General features: G+C 60.2%; 19 protein-coding genes. 16 read left to right on the top strand and 3 right to left on the bottom strand.

Annotation, left to right across the window (positions count from 1 at the left end):
* The 3 genes from C9413_RS09890 to C9413_RS09880 form a co-directional block, all read right to left on the bottom strand.
* Nucleotides 1-449, bottom strand: a 449-nt coding sequence (locus C9413_RS09890) for an NAD(P)-dependent oxidoreductase (RefSeq protein WP_170250415.1), incomplete at its 3' end; no start/stop codon positions are given.
* A 21-nt stretch (nucleotides 450-470) separates the two neighbouring features.
* Nucleotides 471-1,184, bottom strand: coding sequence for a FadR/GntR family transcriptional regulator (locus C9413_RS09885; RefSeq protein WP_040116537.1), 714 nt, complete (start codon nucleotides 1,182-1,184; stop codon nucleotides 471-473).
* Complete coding sequence (locus C9413_RS09880) at nucleotides 1,184-1,552, bottom strand: hypothetical protein (RefSeq protein ID WP_052451779.1); 369 nt, start codon at nucleotides 1,550-1,552, stop codon at nucleotides 1,184-1,186. Before C9413_RS09880 ends, C9413_RS09885 begins: the two co-directional genes overlap by 1 nt.
* Nucleotides 1,553-1,769: 217 nt before the next feature.
* Here C9413_RS09880 and C9413_RS09875 point away from each other — a divergent pair, with 217 nt between their 5' ends.
* From C9413_RS09875 to C9413_RS09805, 16 genes are all read left to right on the top strand, one after another.
* The gene (locus tag C9413_RS09875) at nucleotides 1,770-3,707 is read left to right on the top strand and encodes an ABC transporter substrate-binding protein (RefSeq protein WP_040115333.1); all 1,938 of its coding nucleotides are present in this window, start codon (nucleotides 1,770-1,772) and stop codon (nucleotides 3,705-3,707) included.
* A 95-nt stretch (nucleotides 3,708-3,802) separates the two neighbouring features.
* Nucleotides 3,803-4,789, top strand: a complete 987-nt coding sequence (locus C9413_RS09870; protein WP_040115332.1) for an ABC transporter permease — start codon at nucleotides 3,803-3,805, stop codon at nucleotides 4,787-4,789.
* Between the two features lie 9 nt (nucleotides 4,790-4,798).
* On the top strand, nucleotides 4,799-5,920 hold the full coding sequence (locus C9413_RS09865) for an ABC transporter permease (protein WP_170250414.1): 1,122 nt from the start codon (nucleotides 4,799-4,801) through the stop codon (nucleotides 5,918-5,920).
* A 7-nt stretch (nucleotides 5,921-5,927) separates the two neighbouring features.
* Nucleotides 5,928-7,652: an ABC transporter ATP-binding protein gene (locus tag C9413_RS09860; protein ID WP_040115330.1), complete on the top strand. Its 1,725-nt coding sequence runs from the start codon at nucleotides 5,928-5,930 to the stop codon at nucleotides 7,650-7,652.
* Nucleotides 7,649-8,866, top strand: a complete 1,218-nt coding sequence (locus C9413_RS09855; protein WP_040115329.1) for a mandelate racemase/muconate lactonizing enzyme family protein — start codon at nucleotides 7,649-7,651, stop codon at nucleotides 8,864-8,866. Before C9413_RS09860 ends, C9413_RS09855 begins: the two co-directional genes overlap by 4 nt.
* Nucleotides 8,867-8,878: 12 nt before the next feature.
* A complete protein-coding gene (locus C9413_RS09850) occupies nucleotides 8,879-10,066 on the top strand; it encodes a galactarate dehydratase (protein WP_040115328.1) in 1,188 nt (395 codons plus the stop codon).
* A 327-nt stretch (nucleotides 10,067-10,393) separates the two neighbouring features.
* Nucleotides 10,394-10,516, top strand: a complete 123-nt coding sequence (locus C9413_RS34190) for a hypothetical protein (RefSeq protein WP_267285123.1) — start codon at nucleotides 10,394-10,396, stop codon at nucleotides 10,514-10,516.
* 13 nt (nucleotides 10,517-10,529) lie between these two features.
* Nucleotides 10,530-10,619 (top strand): K(+)-transporting ATPase subunit F, encoded by a 90-nt coding sequence (gene kdpF, locus C9413_RS09845; RefSeq protein ID WP_040115327.1) that lies wholly within the window; start codon nucleotides 10,530-10,532, stop codon nucleotides 10,617-10,619.
* A gap of 34 nt (nucleotides 10,620-10,653) precedes the next feature.
* Entirely contained in the window at nucleotides 10,654-12,357 is a 1,704-nt protein-coding gene (gene kdpA, locus C9413_RS09840) for a potassium-transporting ATPase subunit KdpA (protein WP_040115326.1), read from the top strand.
* A 1-nt stretch (nucleotide 12,358) separates the two neighbouring features.
* A complete protein-coding gene (locus C9413_RS09835; RefSeq protein ID WP_166677419.1) occupies nucleotides 12,359-12,523 on the top strand; it encodes a hypothetical protein in 165 nt (54 codons plus the stop codon).
* A 44-nt stretch (nucleotides 12,524-12,567) separates the two neighbouring features.
* Nucleotides 12,568-14,655 carry a potassium-transporting ATPase subunit KdpB gene (kdpB, locus tag C9413_RS09830; protein ID WP_040115325.1) on the top strand — a complete coding sequence of 696 codons (2,088 nt, stop codon included), beginning with the start codon at nucleotides 12,568-12,570 and terminating at the stop codon, nucleotides 14,653-14,655.
* 12 nt (nucleotides 14,656-14,667) lie between these two features.
* Nucleotides 14,668-15,237, top strand: coding sequence for a potassium-transporting ATPase subunit KdpC (kdpC, locus tag C9413_RS09825; RefSeq protein ID WP_040115324.1), 570 nt, complete (start codon nucleotides 14,668-14,670; stop codon nucleotides 15,235-15,237).
* 63 nt (nucleotides 15,238-15,300) lie between these two features.
* Complete coding sequence (locus tag C9413_RS09820; RefSeq protein WP_170250413.1) at nucleotides 15,301-18,009, top strand: sensor histidine kinase KdpD; 2,709 nt, start codon at nucleotides 15,301-15,303, stop codon at nucleotides 18,007-18,009.
* Nucleotides 18,006-18,698, top strand: coding sequence for a response regulator transcription factor (locus C9413_RS09815; RefSeq protein WP_040115322.1), 693 nt, complete (start codon nucleotides 18,006-18,008; stop codon nucleotides 18,696-18,698). The genes C9413_RS09820 and C9413_RS09815 overlap by 4 nt, the downstream gene beginning before the upstream one ends.
* A gap of 40 nt (nucleotides 18,699-18,738) precedes the next feature.
* Nucleotides 18,739-19,194: a PTS sugar transporter subunit IIA gene (locus tag C9413_RS09810; protein WP_170250412.1), complete on the top strand. Its 456-nt coding sequence runs from the start codon at nucleotides 18,739-18,741 to the stop codon at nucleotides 19,192-19,194.
* A gap of 289 nt (nucleotides 19,195-19,483) precedes the next feature.
* The coding region (locus C9413_RS09805; protein ID WP_170250411.1) for an extracellular solute-binding protein at nucleotides 19,484-19,865 on the top strand (382 nt) is incomplete at its 3' end.

The raw sequence follows: 19,865 nt of genomic DNA, 5'->3' as shown, positions 1-19,865 counted from the left end.
TCGTAATATAACCCTGCCACCAGTTCGCCCCAGCACTTGGAAAGCCCGTAGGGGCTGTCCGGACGCATCGGATCCAGCGGCGAGACAAGCTGGCCGCGCGGATAAAAACCGGTCACATGGTTGCTTGAGGCGTAAACCACCCGTTCAATCTTATTGATCCGCGCCGCTTCATAGAGATTGTAAGTGCCGAGGACATTCGCATCCAAAATAGCGCGCATGTCGACGCCGCTTGCTATTCCGGCCAGATGAACTACGCCGTCAACCTCCTGCAGGGCAGCATTTGCCTCATCGCGCTTTGCAAGATCGGCTCTCACGAAGCTTTCGTTCCTGTCCAACGCTGCTGGCTCGTCGATGTCGATCAGGCGCAGGTGCTCGGCATGCGGCCGAAGAAGCGGCCTCAGCAATGTGCCTACCCGCCCGGCAGCGCCTGTGAGGGCAAGCCGCTTCATCTTTCTTCCTCCCATTGTCGCTCAAACGCCCTGGAACATGCGGGCGCGCGCATTCAATATGTGTCTCTTCATAGCGTCGTGGGCCTCGGCTTCGTTTCGCGCAAAGATCGCCGCCACGATGACCGCGTGTTCATCCTGGACGCTGCGTATCTGTTCGGGCGTACGTTTGAGGCTCAAGCTTCGCGTCACGGAATGTCCGATTGCGAAGTGCGGCCCGAACCATTCGCGTACCGTGATGTGGAACTGGTTCCCAGTCGCCATGGCAATTGCATCGTGAAGCGCCTGATCCTCCTCGGCGCCAAGCTTGCCGTCTCTCAGACATTGTTCAATCGCAGAAAGGGCAGCCGTTATCCGCTCCTTGTCGGCTGGTTGCCAATTGCGTGCGGCAAGTTCGGCAGCCTCGGCCTCCAAGCCGGCGCGGAACTCGAAGAAGCGCTGAACGTCTGCAAGCGAGCCGACCGGGACCATTTTCAGCATGGACGAGTCTGGTCGCTGCCGCACATAGGAGCCCGACCCCTTGCGCGAGACGACCAGTCCATCGACCCTTAAACGCTCGAGCGCTTCACGCACGACCGGCCTCGATGCGCCAAACATGATGGCAAGCTTCGATTCCGGCGGCAGCCGTTCATTCACCGGAAAGTTTCCGTCCGCGATCATCCCCACGATCTTCTCGTAGATGATGTCGCTGAAACGTGTTGCGCCCCTGCTGGGATCGGCAACGGCCGACAGTTTCATCATCGTCCTTCTTTCTGTCGCCAGGCAGCAATTTCCGCAGAGGCCCCATCACCGGGAGCGTGAGGGCCGGATATGCTCTGCCCGGCCCCCTTCCGCGCTTCGAAATCTTCGAGGGCCGCTTGCACGAGGGCCACGTTCGCGATCTCCTGCGATATTGCCGCGGGAATGGCGACCACATCGTTGTCGCCGACCATAGCATCACCCGCGCAGACGGCCACAGCAGGGCCGACCGGGCGCGGCGCCTGCGCATTGATCTTTTCAACGCCGCGAATGACGACATTTCGCAAGCCGCGCTTCAACAGCACTGCCGTCAGCGCCGCTGCTGGCACAGGCTTCAGTTTTTCGCACGCAGTACCCGGCAGATCCACGTCTTCGCACTCCCCCGCGACCGTCTTTTGCGGTGACTACAATCACTCTCGATGTCGAAGGGCTACTAAATCTGTCATTATCTGTCAACTCTTGTAATTATTTGAGAACATGTCTATGGTCGGCTCATGGCGCTGATTAGGGCGTCTTGCGCCGAGTTGGAGCTCGTCGCGCCGGTTCACACCAGCGTCGTTCCGGCACAAAAGGGGAGGAACTTCGATGCGCGATGAAATATTGTCTCGCGGCGTGACCAGGCGCGCCGTGCTCGGGGGCATGGCCGGTGTGGCAGCTCTATCCATTGCTGGACGCGTCGTTGCGGCAGGCGGCGAGGCGCCCGCATGGGCGCAGCTTACCAGGGACGGAGAGTTGCCGCCGCTTGCCGAACGGCTACCAAAGAAGCCGATGATCGTGACACCTTTCGAAAAGGTCGGCACCTATGGCGGAACGCTCCGCCGCGGTCTCAGGGGCTCATCCGACCATAACGGCATCCTGCGTATGGTCGGCAACCAAAGCCTCGTGCGCTGGAACCTGGAATTTACGCAAGTTATGCCCAACCTCGCTGAACGTTGGGAGATCAACGACGACGCCTCGCAATTCACCTTCCACCTGATCGAAGGGGTGCGCTGGTCCGACGGTCATCCTTTTACCGCCGACGACATCGTCTTCGCCATTGAAGATTGCGTCAAGAACAGCGAGCTCTACAGCTCGACACCTGCGCAGCTGTCTGTTGCCGGCAAGGCGGTCAAGGTCGAGAAGATCGATGATTTTACGGTGAAGTTCACCTTTGCAGCGGCAAACGCGCTCTATCTGGAAAATCTCGCGACACCTCTTGGCCAGCATCCGACACTCTTTCCGAAGCACTACTGCAGCCAGTTCCTGCCGAAGTACAATCCCAATATCGCCGAAGAAGTGAAAAAGGCAGATGTGGGAAGCTGGACCGATCTCTTCCGCGCGCGTTGCGGCGATATCGAGATCCCGTCGCGGTGGGGCAATCCCGACAAGCCGACGCTCGATCCGTGGATTGTGAAGGAGCCTTACAGCGGTGGCGCGACGCGCGTCGTCATGACCCGGAACCCCTATTTCTGGCAGGTCGACACCCAGGGCAACCAGCTTCCTTATATCGACGAGATCAATTTCAGCATCTCGCAGGACGTGGAATCACTGATGTTGAATGTCATCTCGGGAAAGATCGACATCCAGGAACGCCATATCAGCGTTCTTTCAAACAAGCCGACGCTCTCCCAGAACATGGAAAAAGGCGGCTATCGCCTGCTGTCGCTGGTGCCTTCCGCCTCCCAGCAGTGCCAGATCTATTTCAATATGACTCACAAGGATCCTGCACTGCGCAAGATGTTTGCCGACAAGTCGTTCAGGCAGGCGCTTTCGCTTGCAATCAACCGGCAGGAATTGATCGACATCGTCTATTTCGGCCAGAGCGAAGCCTATCAGGCCGGGCCTCGCCCAGAACACCCCTGGTACCATGAAAAGCTCGCGCGGCAGTTTAGCGAATATGATCCTGATAAGGCCGGCGCGATGCTGGATCAGGCCGGCTACAAGATGGATGGGAGCGGGTCGCGTCTCCGGCCCGACGGCCAAAAAGTGTTTTTTGCAGTCGACGTCATTCCGACGCTCTATCCAGATCTCGTCGACGCCCTGGAGCTGGTCAAGGCGCATTGGGCGCAGATCGGTATCGAGATGAAGGTCAACACGATCGAGCGCGCCCTCTACTACACACGCGGCGACGACAACGCGCATGATGCGGCAGTCTGGCCGGGTCCCGGTGGTCTTGATCCGATGCTTGACCCGCGCGACTTCTTCGCCTTCCACCCGCAAGGTTCGCGCTACGCCATTCCGTGGTCGCTCTGGTATACGTCGAACGGCGCACGCGGCGAAGAACCGCCGGAAAGTCAGAAGAAACGCATGAAGCTTTTCGACGAGGCCCGTTCCACCGCCGATCTTTCCAAGCGCGGCGCAATCATGACGCAGATCTTCGACATTGCAGCTGACGAATTCGAGACAGTCGGTCTCTGCCTTGCCGTCGGCGGTTTCGGCATCATCCGCAACAACCTGCACAACGTTCCAGGCAAGCAGCCCGACAGCTGGTCCTGGCCAAATCCAGGCCCTGCACTGCCCCAGCAATTTAGCTTCACGAGCTGACTTTGCCGCTCCAGCGCCGTCCCTTTGCGGGGCAGCGCTCCTTTCAAGCGCGCTGCCCGCAGCTCGGGAGCGGTGTTTAATGCAAGAGACGTCTCATGCTGGTCTTCATCGCTAAACGCCTTCTATGGATGGTCCCATCCCTTTTCGCCGTCAGCTTCCTTGCCTTTGTGCTTATCCAGCTGCCGCCGGGAGATTACGTCACGACATATATAGCGACGCTTGCGGCATCGAACGAAGTCATCGATCAAAACACCGCGGCGCAATTGCGTGAGCGCTTCGGCCTCGAGGACCCGATGCTCGTGCAGTATTTTAAATGGATATGGGGCATCCTTTCCCGCGGCGACTTCGGCATCTCCTTTGAATGGCAGCAACCCGTCTCTGGCCTCATTTGGGAGCGTATGGCGCTGACGCTGGTGCTCGCTCTTTCGACACTCATCGCCACCTGGGGGATCGCATTGCCGATCGGCGTCTTTTCTGCCGTTCGCAAATATTCGATCGGCGACTATTTCTTCACCGCCTTCACCTTCCTCGGGCTGGCTATTCCGTCGTTCCTGCTGGCGCTGGTGCTCATGTATATCGCGGCTGTCGAGTTCGGCCAGGATGTCGGAGGCCTCTTTTCATCCGAGTTCGAGACTGCGCCCTGGAGCATCGCCAAGGTTCTCGACCTTCTTTCGCATATATGGCTTCCGGTCATCATTCTGGCCGTGTCTTCTACCGCAAGCCTGATCCGCGTGATGCGCGCGAACATGCTCGATGAACTGCCGAAGCCTTACGTCACCACGGCACGGGCAAAAGGTCTTTCCGAGTTCAGGCTGCTGGTGAAATACCCCTTAAGAATCGCGCTGAACCCGTTCATCTCGACGATTGCCTGGCTCCTTCCAAACCTGATTTCCGGCTCCGTCGTCGTGGCCATTGTCCTCAATCTGCCGACGGCAGCGCCCTTGTTGCTGCAAGCGCTGATGGCACAGGACATGTACCTGGCTGGCGCCTTCGTGCTGCTGATCTGCGCGCTCACGCTGATCGGCTCATTGATCAGCGACGTCCTGCTTGCGCTCGTCGATCCCCGCATCCGCTTGGAATAGGGAGCCCTTATGGCCGACATTGCCGTCACAAATCTTGCACCGGATCGCGCCGCGGTCGCCTCGCAGTGGCAGCTCGTCTGGTGGGCTTTTCGTCGGCACCGGCTTGCCATGGTGGCCCTTGTCGTCACCCTCTTGATGTACATCGTTGCCGTCATTCCGGGCTTCTTCGCCATCAACGATCCGAACCTTCAGAACGCTCGGGCGACCTTCCATCCACCGCAGAGATTGCACCTCATCGATACCGGCGATGGAATTTCCATTGGCCTTCACTACTATCCGCTGAAGCTTACCCGTGATCCGCAAACTCTTGCCGCGATCTATAGGGAGGACCGGACGAAGCGTGTCGACGTCCGGCTGTTCGGGCGCGGCTATGAATATTCCGTGCTCGGCCTTTTCAGCACCAACATCCATCTGCTCGCATCATCCGAGAAGACCTCGCCCCTTCTTCTGTTCGGAGCGGACAGGCTCGGGCGCGACGTCTTCAGCCGGACGGTTCAAGGATCTCAGATCTCGCTGTCGATCGGCCTTGTGGGCGTCTTCTTCTCGCTGATGCTCGGCATCGTCCTCGGCGGCATTTCCGGATATTACGGCGGCCGCATCGATTTCTTCACGCAGCGGCTGATCGATTTCGTACTGTCCCTGCCGACGATCCCGATCTGTCTTGTGATGGCGGCCGCCCTGCCGCAGGGCTGGCCAGCTGCGCTTCAGTACATGATGATTACCATCATTCTGTCGCTGACCGGCTGGGCGCAGCTTGCCCGTGTCGTGCGCGGTCGCTTTTTGTCCTTGCGCACCGAGGAATTTGTAGCCGCCGCAAGACTCGATGGTGTTCGCGAAAGGCGCATCATCTTTCGTCACATGCTGCCGAGTTTCGCAAGCCACATCATAGCGTCGATCACGCTTGCCGTGCCGGCGATGATCCTTGCGGAAACCTCCCTCTCCTTCCTGGGCCTTGGCCTGCAGCCGCCGACCATTTCCTGGGGTGTGCTTTTGCGCGAGGCTCAAAACATACGTTCAATCGCTACGGCGCCGTGGCTCTTCATGCCGGGGGCGGCCGTCGTCGTCGCCGTCATGGCGCTCAATCTTCTCGGCGACGGCCTGCGTGATGCAGCCGACCCCTATAACAAATGAGGCCGGCATGACTGACATGGTTCCCATCACCGGCGGCAGACCGCTCCTGCAGGTGAACAACCTGACCGTCGACTTTGCCTTGCGCAACGGCGTCCTTCGCGCGGTTGACGATCTTTCCTTTTCGATCGATCCGGGAAAAACCCTCTGCGTCGTCGGCGAGAGCGGTTCCGGCAAGTCGGTGACGGCGCGTTCCATTCTGCAGATTGTAGACGCGCCCGGCCGCATCTGCGCAGGCTCTATCGTCCTGAACGGCAAAGACGGCCGTCCCGTTGATCTCGTCGGTCTCAGCCCGCGTGGGCGCCAAATCCGCGCCATACGTGGTCGCGATATCGCGATGATCTTCCAGGAACCTATGTCGTCACTGTCGCCGGTGCACACGGTAGGCGACCAGATCATCGAAGCCCTCCGCCTTCACACCAGAATGAGCAAGGCGCAAGCACGCGCCGAAGCGATATCCCTCCTACAGCAGGTGGAAATTCCATTCCCGGAAAAAGCGGTCGATCGATATACCTTCCAGTATTCGGGTGGCATGCGCCAGCGCGCAATGATCGCGATGGCACTCGCATGCAAGCCCCAACTGCTCATCGCCGACGAGCCGACTACGGCCCTGGACGTGACCACGCAAGCCGAAATCCTCGACCTCATTGCCCGGCTGCAGAAGGCCTATGGCATGGCGGTGCTCTTCATAACGCACGACATGGGCGTCGTGGCGCAAATCGCCGACGACGTGCTTGTCATGCACAACGGCGTTGCGAAGGAATATGCGCCGGTCGAGCAGATCTTTCATGCCCCGAAAGACAGCTACACCCAAATGCTGATCGGCTCCGTTCTGAAGCTGGAAGCCAAGGCCGAAATCAGGCTGGCGAGGACGCCGCTCGACAAGACGGCAGCGCCAATCCTCGAACTCCGCAACGTCTCAGTGGATTTCGGCGAGGTCAAAGCGCTCGACGACATTTCCATTTCGCTCCTGCCACGCGAGACGCTTGGCATCGTCGGCGAAAGCGGCTCAGGAAAGACAACGATGGGTCGCTCGATCATGCGCCTCATTGATCCGACGGCCGGCGAGATCGTCTATCGCCGCGCCGATGGTGGCATGATCGATCTGGCGACGGCGAAAGGACAGACGCTTGCCACGGCCCGACGCGAACTGCGCATGGTGTTCCAGGATCCTTTCGGCTCTCTCAATCCCCGCATGACTGTGTCTCAAATCATCGGCGAGCCGCTGCTTGTCAACGGCGTCGCGAGCGGGCGGGCGCTCGACGAGCGCGTCTGCCACCTGATGGAACAGGTGGGTCTCGATCCTGCGAGCCGCGAACGCTATCCGCATGCCTTTTCGGGGGGCCAGCGTCAGCGCATCGGAATTGCCCGCGCCATCACGCTCAACCCGCGCGTCATCGTTGCAGACGAAGCGACTTCGGCGCTCGACGTATCCGTCCGCTCCCAGGTGCTCGACCTTTTGATGCGCCTGCAGGATGAACTCGGCCTTGCTTACATCTTCATCAGCCACGACATCGGCGTCATTCGCTACATGTGCGACCGTGTCGGCGTCATGTACAAGGGCCGGCTTGTCGAGGTCGGGGATGCGGATAGGGTCTGCAACACGCCCGAGCACGCCTACACGCAAGCGCTCATCTCCGCCATTCCGCGCCCCGACCCCCGCGATCGCGATCGCACGCGGCGTTTCCGCTACGTCGAACCAGGCAACTTGAAGAACGGGAGTTCTGTGCGATGAAGATCACCGGAATTAGAACCTTTCTGATGCATGCGGGCCAACCTGCCCCCTCGAAACGGGCCTTGGACACGCGCTCGCAAGACGACGCGTCCAAAATGCTACCGGGCAGCAGAAACTGGCTGTTCTTGAAGCTCGATACCGACGAGGGCGTCACCGGCATCGGTGAATGCTCGGGCTGGCCGCGGGTCATCGAGACGGCAATACACGATCTCGCACCACTGCTTATCGGCGAGGATCCCGCCAATATCGAACGGCTCTGGCAGAAGATGCATATCGCCATGATGGGCCACGGCATGCTGGGAACAGTTGGCGGCGGCGCCATGACCGGCATCGACATGGCGCTTTGGGACATTAAGGGAAAAGCGCTCGGCGTGCCGGTCTGGATGCTGCTCGGCGGCAAGATGCGCGACCGGATCCCGATCTACTCCCATGCAAACACCCCCGAGCGGGCGCTTGCAGCCAAGGAGCGCGGTATCAAGGCGATCAAGTGTGGCGGGGTGACCGATCCGGTCCGCAAGGTCGCTGCTTTGCGCGAGGCGGTCGGCAACGATATCGACATTGCGATCGATCTGCACGGACCGCCCTGGCTGACGCCTGCCGATGCTTGCCGGCTGGTGAGGGCATTGGAGCCATACGAACTCTTCTGGGTCGAAGATCCGATTGCCCCTGACAACACCGATGGCTATCGGCGTATTCGCGATGCGGCGCACGTGCCTTTGGCGGCCGGCGAGCGTTCGGCGACCATCTTCGGCGAACGCGAACTTATCGAAGAAGAACTGGTCGACGTGATCCAGCCCGATACCGGCCGGGCTGGCGGCATTACGCAGATGAAGAAGATTGCGGCAATGGCCGAGGCGCACCATATCCAGGTGGCACCGCATTCCGGCTCGCTTGGCCCGGTGGCCGAATATGCGGCCCTGCACGTGCTTGCTGCGATACCCAACGCCCTCATCCTCGAGCGCATCGATGACGACTGGGATGGCCGCCGGCAGACGATCGTGCCTCATCCCGAGCAGGTCGACGGATTGATTGCAGTTCCTGATGCGCCGGGGCTCGGCTGCGACATCGATGAGACGTTCGTGGCCCGCTTCCCAAGTGGCGGCAACGTCTCGATACCCGTGCCGGAGGATGCCGGCTCGTACAATCCCGGAACCTACAACGAACATCTCTATGTGCAGACACGTCTGTCGCGCCGCGCCTATTTCAATCGATAGAAGGACAACAAGATGAAGATCGACCGCATGCGGGCTTTCATGACCCGCGACAAGGACCGTCCCCGCGTCATCGTCGCCCTCGACACGGATGACGGCCTGACAGGATGGGGCGAATGCTATAACCATGGTCCGGACAAGGCGCTTCCGCCGCTCTTGGATTATCTCTACGCCTTCCTGTCCGGCCAGGATCCGACACGTGTCGACTATCTCGTGAATCTGCTCATCCAGCAAAGCAGATTTCCGCCAGGCGCATTGGGGCTGGCTGCAATCTCCGCCCTCGATCACTGCTTGTGGGATCTTGCCGCCAAAGCCGCAAACGTTCCCGTCTACAAGCTTCTGGGTGGCGAGGTGCGCGATCGCATCAAGGTCTATGCGGGCGTCTATACGGCACCGGATGCGCCGGCGGCCCGCGACGAGTTCGACCGTCTGAACGCTGAATGGGGTTTTACCGCTTTCAAGCTCAGCCCGTGGCGCATCGACATGCACGCCCATCGCTGGGGCAACGTCGTCAAAGCCTCGGCGGACTATTTTCGCACACTGCGGGAAACGGTGCGCGACGACTATGAAATTGCGTTTGATGCGCACGCCAAGATCTTCGAGCCGATCGCAGCCCGCCAGCTCGGCAATGCGCTCGCACCTTATGATCCGCTGTTTTACGAGGAACCGCTTCGTCCGGAAAACATCGAAGCCTGGGGCGACCTCAAGCAGGGGCTCAACTGTGTGCTCGCAACCGGGGAATCGCTTTACAATCGAAATGAGTTCCTGCGCCTGCTGCAGGTTAAGGGCGCAGATCTGATACAACCCGACATCTGCGTGGTTGGCGGCATCAGCGAAATGCGGCGGATTGCGTTTCTCGCCGAGGCTTTCTTCGTCGGCGTGGCACCCCACAACCCCATGGGTCCGCTGGCGACCGCGGTCAACGTTCACTTTTCGGCTGCCGCCCAGAACTTCCGCATTCTCGAATACCGATTGCCGAAGGGCCAGGCCTATGTCTATGGCGGCAACGACATAGAAAGACGGCAGGGTGAGACACGATATGTCGTCGATCCCTATCTGCCGAAGGACGGCTATCTGGAACTGCGGCCCGACCGGCCCGGCTGGGGCGTGGAGATGGACGAAGAGGCAATGACTGAAGAAGGTTACGTTCATTGGCAACGGCGCGTCCCGAAACGGCCAGACGGCTCCTATGCCTTTGCTTGAGAGCGAGACGCGCTCCAAGCGCGGCCCGCTGATCGCCACCGCTCGGCGGCCGGCGGGCGCCTCCAACGTGCTTCTCACCGCGATCGCAGCCAAATAGTTATGCCCTTCGCGCTGAGCCTTCGATTGACCTTATGCGCAGGCGGCAAGGACAGCCGGGAGTAGGCTAAGGTAGCCAGGGCATTTATAAGATTTTTATATTGGCGCTCGCCGCCCCGTCTCGAACCTTTATGCGGTTCGGCCGCATATAGATGCTCGAGAGATCAGCAAGATCATCTCCACGCCAGAAAGCACGAAAGGCGCCATCTTTCAAAGACGGTGCCCTTTGTCTTGTCTGACTCCAAAGAACAACAACAGGAGTCAAGATCGATGATGGACATCATCCTGCTCGGCATCGCGGTGGCGTTCTTCGCACTGTGCTTTGCCTATACCAGTGCCTGCGACAGGCTCTGAACGGAGAAACATCATGACGCTCGATTACATCCTAAGCGGTGCGGTAACGGTGTTTCTGACCGTTTACCTCATCTACGCTCTCATTCGCCCCGAGCGCTTCTGACTAAGAAGCAGCCGGGTACTGAAAGTTATCTCCCATGACCCTCAACGGATGGCTTCAAATCCTGCTTTACTGCGGGATCCTCATTACGCTCGTCAAACCGCTCGGCGGCTACATGACGCGTGTCTTCAATGGCGAGCGCACATTCCTTTCACCCGTCCTCGTTCCGATCGAACGGGGGCTTTACGGCATTGCCGGCACTGGCGAGCGTGAAGAACAGCATTGGACCTCCTATGCCTTCGCCATGCTTCTCTTCAATTTTATGGGCGTGCTGGTTCTTTATGCACTGATGCGCCTGCAGGCGGGCCTTCCCTACAATCCGGCTGGCATGGCTGCCGTTCCGCCAGAGCTCTCTTTCAATACTGCCGTCAGCTTTGTCACCAACACAAACTGGCAGAATTACGGCGGCGAGAGCACGATGTCGTATCTCACTCAGATGGCTGGTCTGACGGTTCAGAATTTCGTTTCCGCAGCAACCGGTATCGCCATAGCCGTTGGCCTGATCCGCGCCTTTGCGCGCGCATCCGGTAAGGCGATCGGCAACTTCTGGGTCGACATGGTCCGCAGCACGCTCTACGTGTTGCTGCCGCTCTGCATCGTCTTGACACTTGTTTATGTCTATCTCGGCGTGCCGCAGACGCTCGGTCCTTATGTCGAAGCGACGACGCTTGAAGGAGCCAAGCAGACGATCGCCGTTGGCCCCGTCGCCTCGCAGCTCGCAATCAAGATGCTCGGTACCAATGGCGGCGGTTTTTTCAATGCCAATTCCGCGCATCCCTTCGAAAATCCCGATGCCATCTCAAACCTCGTGCAGATGCTCTCGATATTTGCGATCGGAGCCGCATTGACCAACGTCTTCGGCCGCATGGTCGGCAACCAGCGCCAGGGCTGGGCGATCCTTGCCACCATGGGCATCCTGTTCGTCGTTGGCGTCGGCGTCACCTACTGGGCTGAAGCTGCCGGTAATCCGCTGATGCATGCCTTTGGTCTCAATGGCGGTAATATGGAAGGCAAGGAAGTCCGCTTCGGCGTCGCCCTGTCCTCGCTCTTTGCAGTTATCACCACCGCCGCCTCCTGCGGTGCGGTCAATGCCATGCATGGCAGCTTCACCGCACTCGGCGGCCTCATTCCGCTGATCAACATGCAGCTCGGTGAAGTCATCGTCGGCGGCGTCGGTGCAGGCTTCTACGGTATCCTTTTGTTTGTCATCATCGCGATCTTCGTCGCGGGTTTGATGGTCGGCCGTACACCGGAATATCTCGGCAAGAAAATCGAGGCCAAAGAGATGAAGATGGCCGTTCTTGCCATTCTCTGCCTGCCTCTGGCGATGCTGGTCTTCACCGCGATTGCCAGCGTGATTCCGTCGGCCGTCGCCTCGATCGGCACGGCCGGCCCGCACGGCTTTTCCGAAATCCTCTATGCCTATACGTCGGCTGCGGCCAACAACGGCTCGGCTTTCGGTGGCCTGACGGGCAACACGCCCTGGTACAACATCACCCTCGGCATCGGCATGCTGATGGGCCGCTTCCTGGTCATCATTCCGGCTCTTGCGATCGCAGGCTCCCTGGTCACCAAAAAGACGGTGCCTGCCTCGGCAGGCACCTTCCCGACCGACGGCCCGCTCTTCGTCGGCCTTCTGAGCGGCACGATACTGATCGTCGGCGGCCTAACATTCTTCCCGACGCTGGCGCTTGGCCCGGTCATCGAGCACCTGATGATGATCGCCGGCCAAACCTTCTGAGATGAAGACAAGACATGACCCTTCGTCACAGACTTCGCAAATCCTCTCACGTCCCGGTTTGCCTGGACGTGAGCGTGAGCGGCTGACGCGCGCCTCCGACATCATTCTCGTCATGATGGCCGATCTCCTCGTCATCCTCGCCGCCCTTAGAATTTTCCATGGCTGACCGGAAAGCCGGTCGCCTCACCTCGTCTCAAGCTGGAGTCTCTTATGAGCCAGGCAAAATCCGCGAGCATCATGGATTCTCGCATCGTCATTCCGGCCGTGGGCGCCGCCTTCAAGAAGCTTAACCCGCGCACGCTTGCCAGAAACCCGGTCATGTTTGTTGTGGCCACGGTCTCGGTGCTCACCACCGTCCTCTTCCTGCGCGATCTTGTGGCGGGCAATGGCAATCTCGGCTTCTCTTTCCAGATCAATCTCTGGCTCTGGTTCACGGTGCTTTTTGCCAACTTCGCCGAGGCCGTCGCCGAAGGCCGTGGCAAGGCGCAGGCGGACTCACTCCGCAAGGCACGCACCGAAACACAGGCCAAGCTGCTGACCGCCAATAACGGCACCGGTTACCGCATGGTCCCCGGCACGAGCCTGAAGGTCGGCGACCTTGTTCTTGTCGAAGCCGGGGACATCATTCCATCGGACGGCGAAGTCGTCGAAGGTGTCGCCTCGGTCAATGAAGCCGCAATTACCGGTGAATCCGCTCCGGTCATCCGCGAATCGGGCGGTGATCGTTCGGCGGTCACCGGTGGCACGCAGGTGTTGTCCGACTGGATCCGCGTGCGTATCACGGCGGCTGCCGGATCGACCTTCCTTGATCGCATGATCTCGCTCGTCGAAGGTGCGGAACGCCAGAAGACACCGAACGAGATCGCGCTCAATATCCTGCTTGCAGGCATGACGCTGATCTTCGTGCTCGCGACCGCGACGATCCCGAGCTTTGCGATCTATGCCGGCGGCTCGATCCCGATCATCATTCTTGTCGCGCTCTTCGTGACATTGATCCCGACGACGATCGGCGCCCTGCTCTCGGCAATCGGTATTGCCGGCATGGATCGTCTCGTCCGCTTCAACGTGCTTTCCATGTCCGGCCGCGCCGTCGAAGCCGCCGGCGACGTGGATACGCTGCTGCTCGACAAGACCGGTACGATCACTCTCGGCAACCGTCAGGCAACAGCCATCCATCCGGTCCATGGCGTCTCCGAACAGGAGCTTGCCGACGCGGCCCAGCTCGCTTCGCTCGCCGATGAAACGCCCGAAGGCCGTTCCATCGTCGTGCTTGCCAAGGAGAAATACGCAATTCGCGGCCGTGAGATGGCAGGCCTGAAGGCGCATTTCGTACCCTTCACCGCCCAGACCCGCATGAGCGGGGTCGATGTCGAGGGCTCGTCGATCCGCAAGGGCGCTGTCGATGCCGTGCTCGCCTATGTCAGCTCCGGTTCCACGTCGGTTTCGGGCAACGCCGCCGTCGCCCTGCGAACCAACAGCAACATAATCAGGGAACTGCAGACAATTGCCGACCAAATTGCCAAGGCCGGCGGCACGCCTCTTGCCGTTGCCCGTGACGGCCGTCTGCTTGGCGTCATCCAGCTCAAGGATATCGTCAAGGGTGGCATCCGCGAGCGCTTCGCAGAATTGCGTCGTATGGGTATCCGCACCGTGATGATCACCGGCGACAATCCGATGACTGCGGCTGCGATCGCCGCAGAAGCCGGTGTCGACGATTTCCTGGCTCAGGCAACGCCGGAGAACAAGCTGACACTGATCCGCGAGGAGCAGGCGAAAGGCAAGCTCGTCGCCATGTGCGGCGATGGCACCAACGACGCACCAGCCCTTGCCCAGGCCGATGTCGGTGTCGCGATGAACACCGGCACGGTCGCCGCCCGTGAGGCGGGCAACATGGTCGACCTCGACAGCGATCCGACGAAGCTCATCGAGATCGTCGAAATCGGCAAGCAGCTGCTGATGACCCGCGGCGCGCTGACGACCTTTTCGATCGCCAACGATATCGCCAAGTACTTCGCCATCATCCCGGCGATGTTCCTCACCTTCTATCCGCAGCTCTCTGCTCTCAACGTCATGGGTCTGTCAACGCCGCAAAGCGCCATTCTTTCGGCAATCATCTTCAACGCGCTGATCATCATCGCGTTGGTCCCCTTGTCGCTCAAAGGCGTGCGCTACCGTCCGATTGGTGCCGGCGCCCTGCTTTCCCGCAACCTTTTGATCTATGGTCTTGGCGGCATCGTCGTCCCATTCATCGGCATCAAGGCGATCGACATGCTGATCACCGCTGCCGGCCTCGCATAAGGAGTACGAGCAATGTTGAAACAACTTCGTCCGGCAATCGTCATGATCGTTGCCACTACGGCCATCACCGGCCTTGTCTATCCGCTTGCCATGACCGGCGCCGCCCAGGCGCTCTTCCCCGCACAGGCAAACGGCAGCCTGATCGCGAAGGACGGCCAGGTGATCGGCTCGGCGCTGATCGGCCAGGCCTTTACCAGCGACAAGTATTTCCACGGCCGTCCTTCGGCGGCAGGTGACGGCTACAATGCCGCAAGCTCCAGCGGTTCAAACCTCGGCCCGACCAGCCAAAAGCTGATCGACCGCGTGAAGGCCGACTACGAAGCGGCCAAGGCCATCAACCCTGGCGCAGAGGTTCCGATCGATCTCGTGACCGCCTCCGGAAGCGGGCTTGACCCGCATATCTCGCCGGACGCCGCCTACTTCCAGGTACCGCGCGTCGCCAAGGCCCGAAACCTGGACGAGGCCGCGGTAAAGGCTCTGGTCGACGGCGCCATACAGCACCCTGAACTCGGTATCCTCGGCGAACCCACGGTCAATGTGCTGGCATTGAACCAGTCTCTCGATGCTTCTATGACTCAGTAAAGGTTGAAAGGCCCGGACGATCATAGGCACTCCAGGGCCCGCGGACAAAGAAAGATTACGTGAATGCCGGACGATAGAAGCGATCAGGCCGCCAGGCCCTCGCCGGACGCGCTTCTAGTAAAAGCGCGCGCCGAGACGCGCGGCCGGTTGAAGATATTTCTCGGCGCCGCCCCTGGCGTCGGCAAGACTTATGAAATGCTGGTTTCCGGACGGGCAAAACTTGCGGACGGCGTTGACGTTGTCGTCGGGGTGGTTGAGACGCATGGCCGCAAGGAAACGCAGGCGCTGCTCGACGGCTTCAGTACCATTCCTCGGGCGAAGGTCCAGTATAAGGGGCACACCCTGGAGGAGATGGATCTCGACGCCATCCTCGCCCGCAAGCCGGATCTCGTCCTCGTCGATGAACTCGCCCACACGAACGCCGAAGGCAGCCGTCACCCGAAACGTTATCTCGATGTCAAGGAGCTGCTGGACCGCGGCATCGATGTCTATACGACGCTGAATATCCAGCACGTGGAGAGCCTAAACGACGTCGTTTCGCAGATCACCCGTATCCGCGTTCGCGAGACCGTACCGGACTCGGTGATCGACTTGGCCGACGATATCGAGATCATCGATTTGACGCCCGACGACCTGATCAAACGCCTGCACGACGGCAAGGTCTATGTGCCGAAAACGGCCGAACGCGCGCTGAGCAACTATTTCACGCCCGGAAATCTGACGGCGCTCCGGGAGCTCGCGCTGCGCAAGACCGCACAGCGCGTCGATGACCAGCTTGTCAGCCATATGCAGGCGCACGCCATCTCCGGTCCCTGGGCTGCCGGCGAGCGTGTGCTGGTTTCGATCGATCAGCATCCGCGCTCAGCCTCGCTGGTGCGTTATGCTACGCGCATGGCTTCGCGGCTGCGCGCGCCATGGTCAGCGGTCTATATCGAAACCAATCAGTCGGTCAGTCTGACAGAAGAACAGCGCGATACGATCGCTGCGACGCTGCGCCTTGCCGAGCGGCTCGGCGGCGAGGCTCTGACCCTTCCCGGCGCCGGGGTTGCCGAGGAATTGCTTCGCCACGCAAGCGCCAACAACGTAACACATATCGTGGTTGGATCACCGGTGAAGGCACCATGGCGCCAATGGTTTCAGCACTCGCCGGTCGACGAGCTGATCCGGCGCGCCGGTGGTATCAGCGTTCACGTCATCTCCGGCAACGAGAAGGGCGGCAATGCAGGCCGCGGCGTCAAGCCGGCACCCGCATTGCCGGCCTTCAACATCAAGGCCTATGTGCTTGCAACGATCTACGTTGCGGCAGCACTCGCCTTCAGCACGGTGCTCGATCAGGTTCTGGACGTGCGCAACCTTGCTCTCGTCTTCCTGATGGCCGTGCTCACCTCCGCCGTCCTCCACGGATTGCGGCCGGCGCTGTACAGCTGCATTCTGGGCGCACTTGCCTTCAACTTCTTCTTCCTGCCGCCGCGTTTCACCCTGACGATCAGGGACCCCGAAAGCGTGGTCGCCTTTTTCTTCTTCATCGGCGTTGCCGTGATTGCGAGCAATCTCACAGCGACCGTTCAGCGCCAGGCAGCGGCCGCCCGCCAGCGTGCGCGCACCACCGAGGACCTTTATCTTTTTTCCCGCAAGCTTGCGAGCACCGGCACGCTCGACGATGTACTCTGGGCAACGGCCTTTCAGATCGCCTCGATGCTTAAGGTGCGGGTCGTCCTGCTCCTGCCCGAAGGGGGTACGATCGCCGTCAAGGCTGGATATCCGCCCGACGATACGCTCGACGATGCCGATATCGCCGCGGCACGCTGGGCCTGGGAACACAATCACGCCGCCGGGCGCGGTGCGGACACCCTGCCCGGTGCGAAGCGCCTCTATGTGCCGCTTAGAACCGGGCGCACCGCCGTCGGCGTCATCGGTCTCGACAGCGATCGCCGCGACGGCCCGCTCTTTACACCCGAACAGCAACGGCTCCTGGATGCGCTTGCCGATCAGGCAGCACTTGCCATCGAGCGCATACAGCTTGTCGCCGATGTCGATCGCGCCAAGCTTGCCGCCGAAGCCGATCGCCTGCGCTCCGCCCTGCTGACATCGATCTCGCACGATTTGAAGACCCCGCTCGCTGCAATCCTCGGTGCCGCCGGCACGCTGCGCGACTATTTCGGCTCCATGCCGGTGGAAGACCGAAACGACCTTCTGGCGACGATCATCGATGAATCCGAACGCTTGAACCGGTTCATCGCCAACCTGCTCGACATGACGAAGATCGAATCCGGAGCCATGGAACCGAACGACGGCCTTCACTATCCCGGCGACATCGCCGGCAGCGCGCTCAGGCGGGCCGCCAAGATTCTTGAGGGTCACGAGGCCCCGATGATCATGCCGGCCGACCTGCCGATGGTGCGTGTCGATCCGGTGCTTTTCGAACAGGCGCTCTTCAACCTGCTCGACAATGCCGCTAAATATGCGCCCGAGGGCTCGGCAATCCGCATCGAGGGCTTTGTCGACGCTGGCAATGTCGTCATTCAGATTGCCGATGAAGGACCGGGCATTCCCCCACCTGACCTGACACGCGTTTTCGACACTTTTTACCGCGTCCGCAAGAGAGATCAGGTGCGCGCCGGAACGGGCCTCGGCCTTTCCATTTGCCGCGGCTTCATCGAAGCGATGGGCGGAACCATCGATGCCGGAAACCGCAAGGATCGCTGCGGCGCCGTCTTTACCATCCGTTTGCCTGAAGCCGATGACATTCCAAAGCGGGATGAGCTCAAATGACCAATTCCGCCGTGAAGATCCTCGTCGTCGACGACGAGCCGCCGATCCGCAAGCTGCTTCGCGTCGGGCTCAGCGCGCAGGGCTACGAGGTTCAAGAGGCACCGAATGCCGCCAGCGCCCGCCAAGCGGTAAAAGATGGTGAGCCGGACCTCGTGGTTTTGGACTTGGGTCTTCCCGACAAGCCAGGTCACGACCTGCTGCGCGAATGGCGCGAGGATGGCCTTTCCATGCCTGTCGTCATCCTCTCCAGCCGCACCGACGAGACAGGCATCGTCAAGGCGCTTGAAACCGGCGCCGACGACTACGTGACGAAACCCTTCGGAATCAACGAGCTCGGGGCCCGCATTCGCGTGGCGCTCCGCCACCGGCTGCAGCAGCAGGGAGAAAAGGCAATCTTCCAGACAGGCGGTCTTTCGATCGATCTCGTCAAGCGGATCGTCAAGGTGGACGACAGAGAAATCAAGCTGTCGCCGAAGGAATACGATATCCTGCGCGTCCTTGCCCAGCATGCCGGCAAGGTGCTGACCCATCAGTTCCTCCTGAAACAGGTTTGGGGACCGGCCGCCGACGTTCAGTATCTGCGCGTTTACGTCCGTCAACTGCGGCAAAAGGTGGAGCAGATTCCGGACCAGCCGCAATATATCACCACGGAAACCGGGGTCGGCTATCGCCTCAGGGAGCGGGATTGAACTTCCCCAATCACCGTGCCAGCAAGACAACGAGAACGACATGAAGCTCGCAGATATTTTCCGGCCGGAGCATACCTTCATCGGCGTTTCCGTGTCGACGAAGTGGCGGGCGCTGCAGAGCCTCGCGGAAAAGGCCGGCAAGGCCTTCGGCGTGGAGGAAAAGACGATTGTCCAGGCACTGGAAAGGCGTGAAAATCTCGGCTCGACCGGCCTCGGCAACGGCATTGCCGTACCGCATGCGGCGATCGCCGGCATGACAAGCCCGCGTGGGCTTCTGGTGCGTTTCGCCCAGCCGCTGGATTTTCAGGCGATCGACGATCTGCCGACGGATATCGCCTTCATGCTGCTTTTCGCAGAAAGCAACAGGGGCGAATATCTCAATGTGCTTGCCGCCATCGCTCGGCGCCTGCAATCGGACGGCGTCGTCGTGTCGATGCGCGAGGCGAAAAACGTCGATGAATTCTATTCGAGTTTCATTGAAGATTCGCGACCGTGACAATGCGTCAGAGCCTTGCTTCTGACGTCCATGTTTCGATTTAGAAATCGTTTTGCATACGGCGTGGGCCTGTCATCGATTGTACGGATCGCGATGTTTTCACCGGTGTCATGGCGAGCGCGGCTGTGCTTTTCTGTTCCGGCACACGATCGGTGACGGTCGGGACGTCCGTTTCGTTTTCGCCAGCGGAATGGGATGGGTTTCTAAAAGCACATCAGGAACCGGAAGAACTTTCGTTTCGTTATACGACCAAGTTGATAGAGTTTAAGTAGAACGAAGGAGGTTCCCCATGCCGTCAATACGGATCACCCGGCTCCTCGCGGCCGCTGTCTTTGCAGGCAGCGTCGCAATCGGCGCCACTGCCCCGGCTTTAGCCGATCAGACGCTTCTCAACGTGTCTTACGATCCAACGCGTGAATTGTATAAGGATTTCAACGCCGCCTTTGCCGCAAAATGGGAGAAGGACACCGGCGAGACGGTCACGATCCAGACCTCGCACGGCGGCTCGGGCGCCCAGGCGCGGTCCGTCATCGATGGTCTTGAGGCCGATGTCGTGACCCTCGCACTCGAAGGCGATATCGATGCGATCGCCAGCAAGACCGGCAAGATCCCAGCCGACTGGAAATCCAGATTCCCGAATAATTCGGCGCCCTATACCTCCACCATCGGTT

It is taken from the genome of Rhizobium sp. SEMIA 4085, from assembly GCF_013004495.1.
GTDB classification, from domain to species: domain Bacteria; phylum Pseudomonadota; class Alphaproteobacteria; order Rhizobiales; family Rhizobiaceae; genus Rhizobium; species Rhizobium gallicum.
This window is presented reverse-complemented; position numbering and strand designations above follow the sequence as displayed.

Coding starts and splice junctions, on each gene's coding strand:
- C9413_RS09885 (WP_040116537.1), bottom strand. CDS start 1,184: ATGAAACTGTCGGCCGTTGCCGATCCCAGCAGGGGCGCAACACGTTTC.
- C9413_RS09875 (WP_040115333.1), top strand. CDS start 1,770: ATGCGCGATGAAATATTGTCTCGCGGCGTGACCAGGCGCGCCGTGCTC.
- C9413_RS09870 (WP_040115332.1), top strand. CDS start 3,803: ATGCTGGTCTTCATCGCTAAACGCCTTCTATGGATGGTCCCATCCCTT.
- C9413_RS09865 (WP_170250414.1), top strand. CDS start 4,799: ATGGCCGACATTGCCGTCACAAATCTTGCACCGGATCGCGCCGCGGTC.
- C9413_RS09860 (WP_040115330.1), top strand. CDS start 5,928: ATGACTGACATGGTTCCCATCACCGGCGGCAGACCGCTCCTGCAGGTG.
- C9413_RS09855 (WP_040115329.1), top strand. CDS start 7,649: ATGAAGATCACCGGAATTAGAACCTTTCTGATGCATGCGGGCCAACCT.
- C9413_RS09850 (WP_040115328.1), top strand. CDS start 8,879: ATGAAGATCGACCGCATGCGGGCTTTCATGACCCGCGACAAGGACCGT.
- kdpF (WP_040115327.1), top strand. CDS start 10,530: ATGACGCTCGATTACATCCTAAGCGGTGCGGTAACGGTGTTTCTGACC.
- kdpA (WP_040115326.1), top strand. CDS start 10,654: ATGACCCTCAACGGATGGCTTCAAATCCTGCTTTACTGCGGGATCCTC.
- C9413_RS09835 (WP_166677419.1), top strand. CDS start 12,359: ATGAAGACAAGACATGACCCTTCGTCACAGACTTCGCAAATCCTCTCA.
- kdpB (WP_040115325.1), top strand. CDS start 12,568: ATGAGCCAGGCAAAATCCGCGAGCATCATGGATTCTCGCATCGTCATT.
- kdpC (WP_040115324.1), top strand. CDS start 14,668: ATGTTGAAACAACTTCGTCCGGCAATCGTCATGATCGTTGCCACTACG.
- C9413_RS09820 (WP_170250413.1), top strand. CDS start 15,301: ATGCCGGACGATAGAAGCGATCAGGCCGCCAGGCCCTCGCCGGACGCG.
- C9413_RS09815 (WP_040115322.1), top strand. CDS start 18,006: ATGACCAATTCCGCCGTGAAGATCCTCGTCGTCGACGACGAGCCGCCG.
- C9413_RS09810 (WP_170250412.1), top strand. CDS start 18,739: ATGAAGCTCGCAGATATTTTCCGGCCGGAGCATACCTTCATCGGCGTT.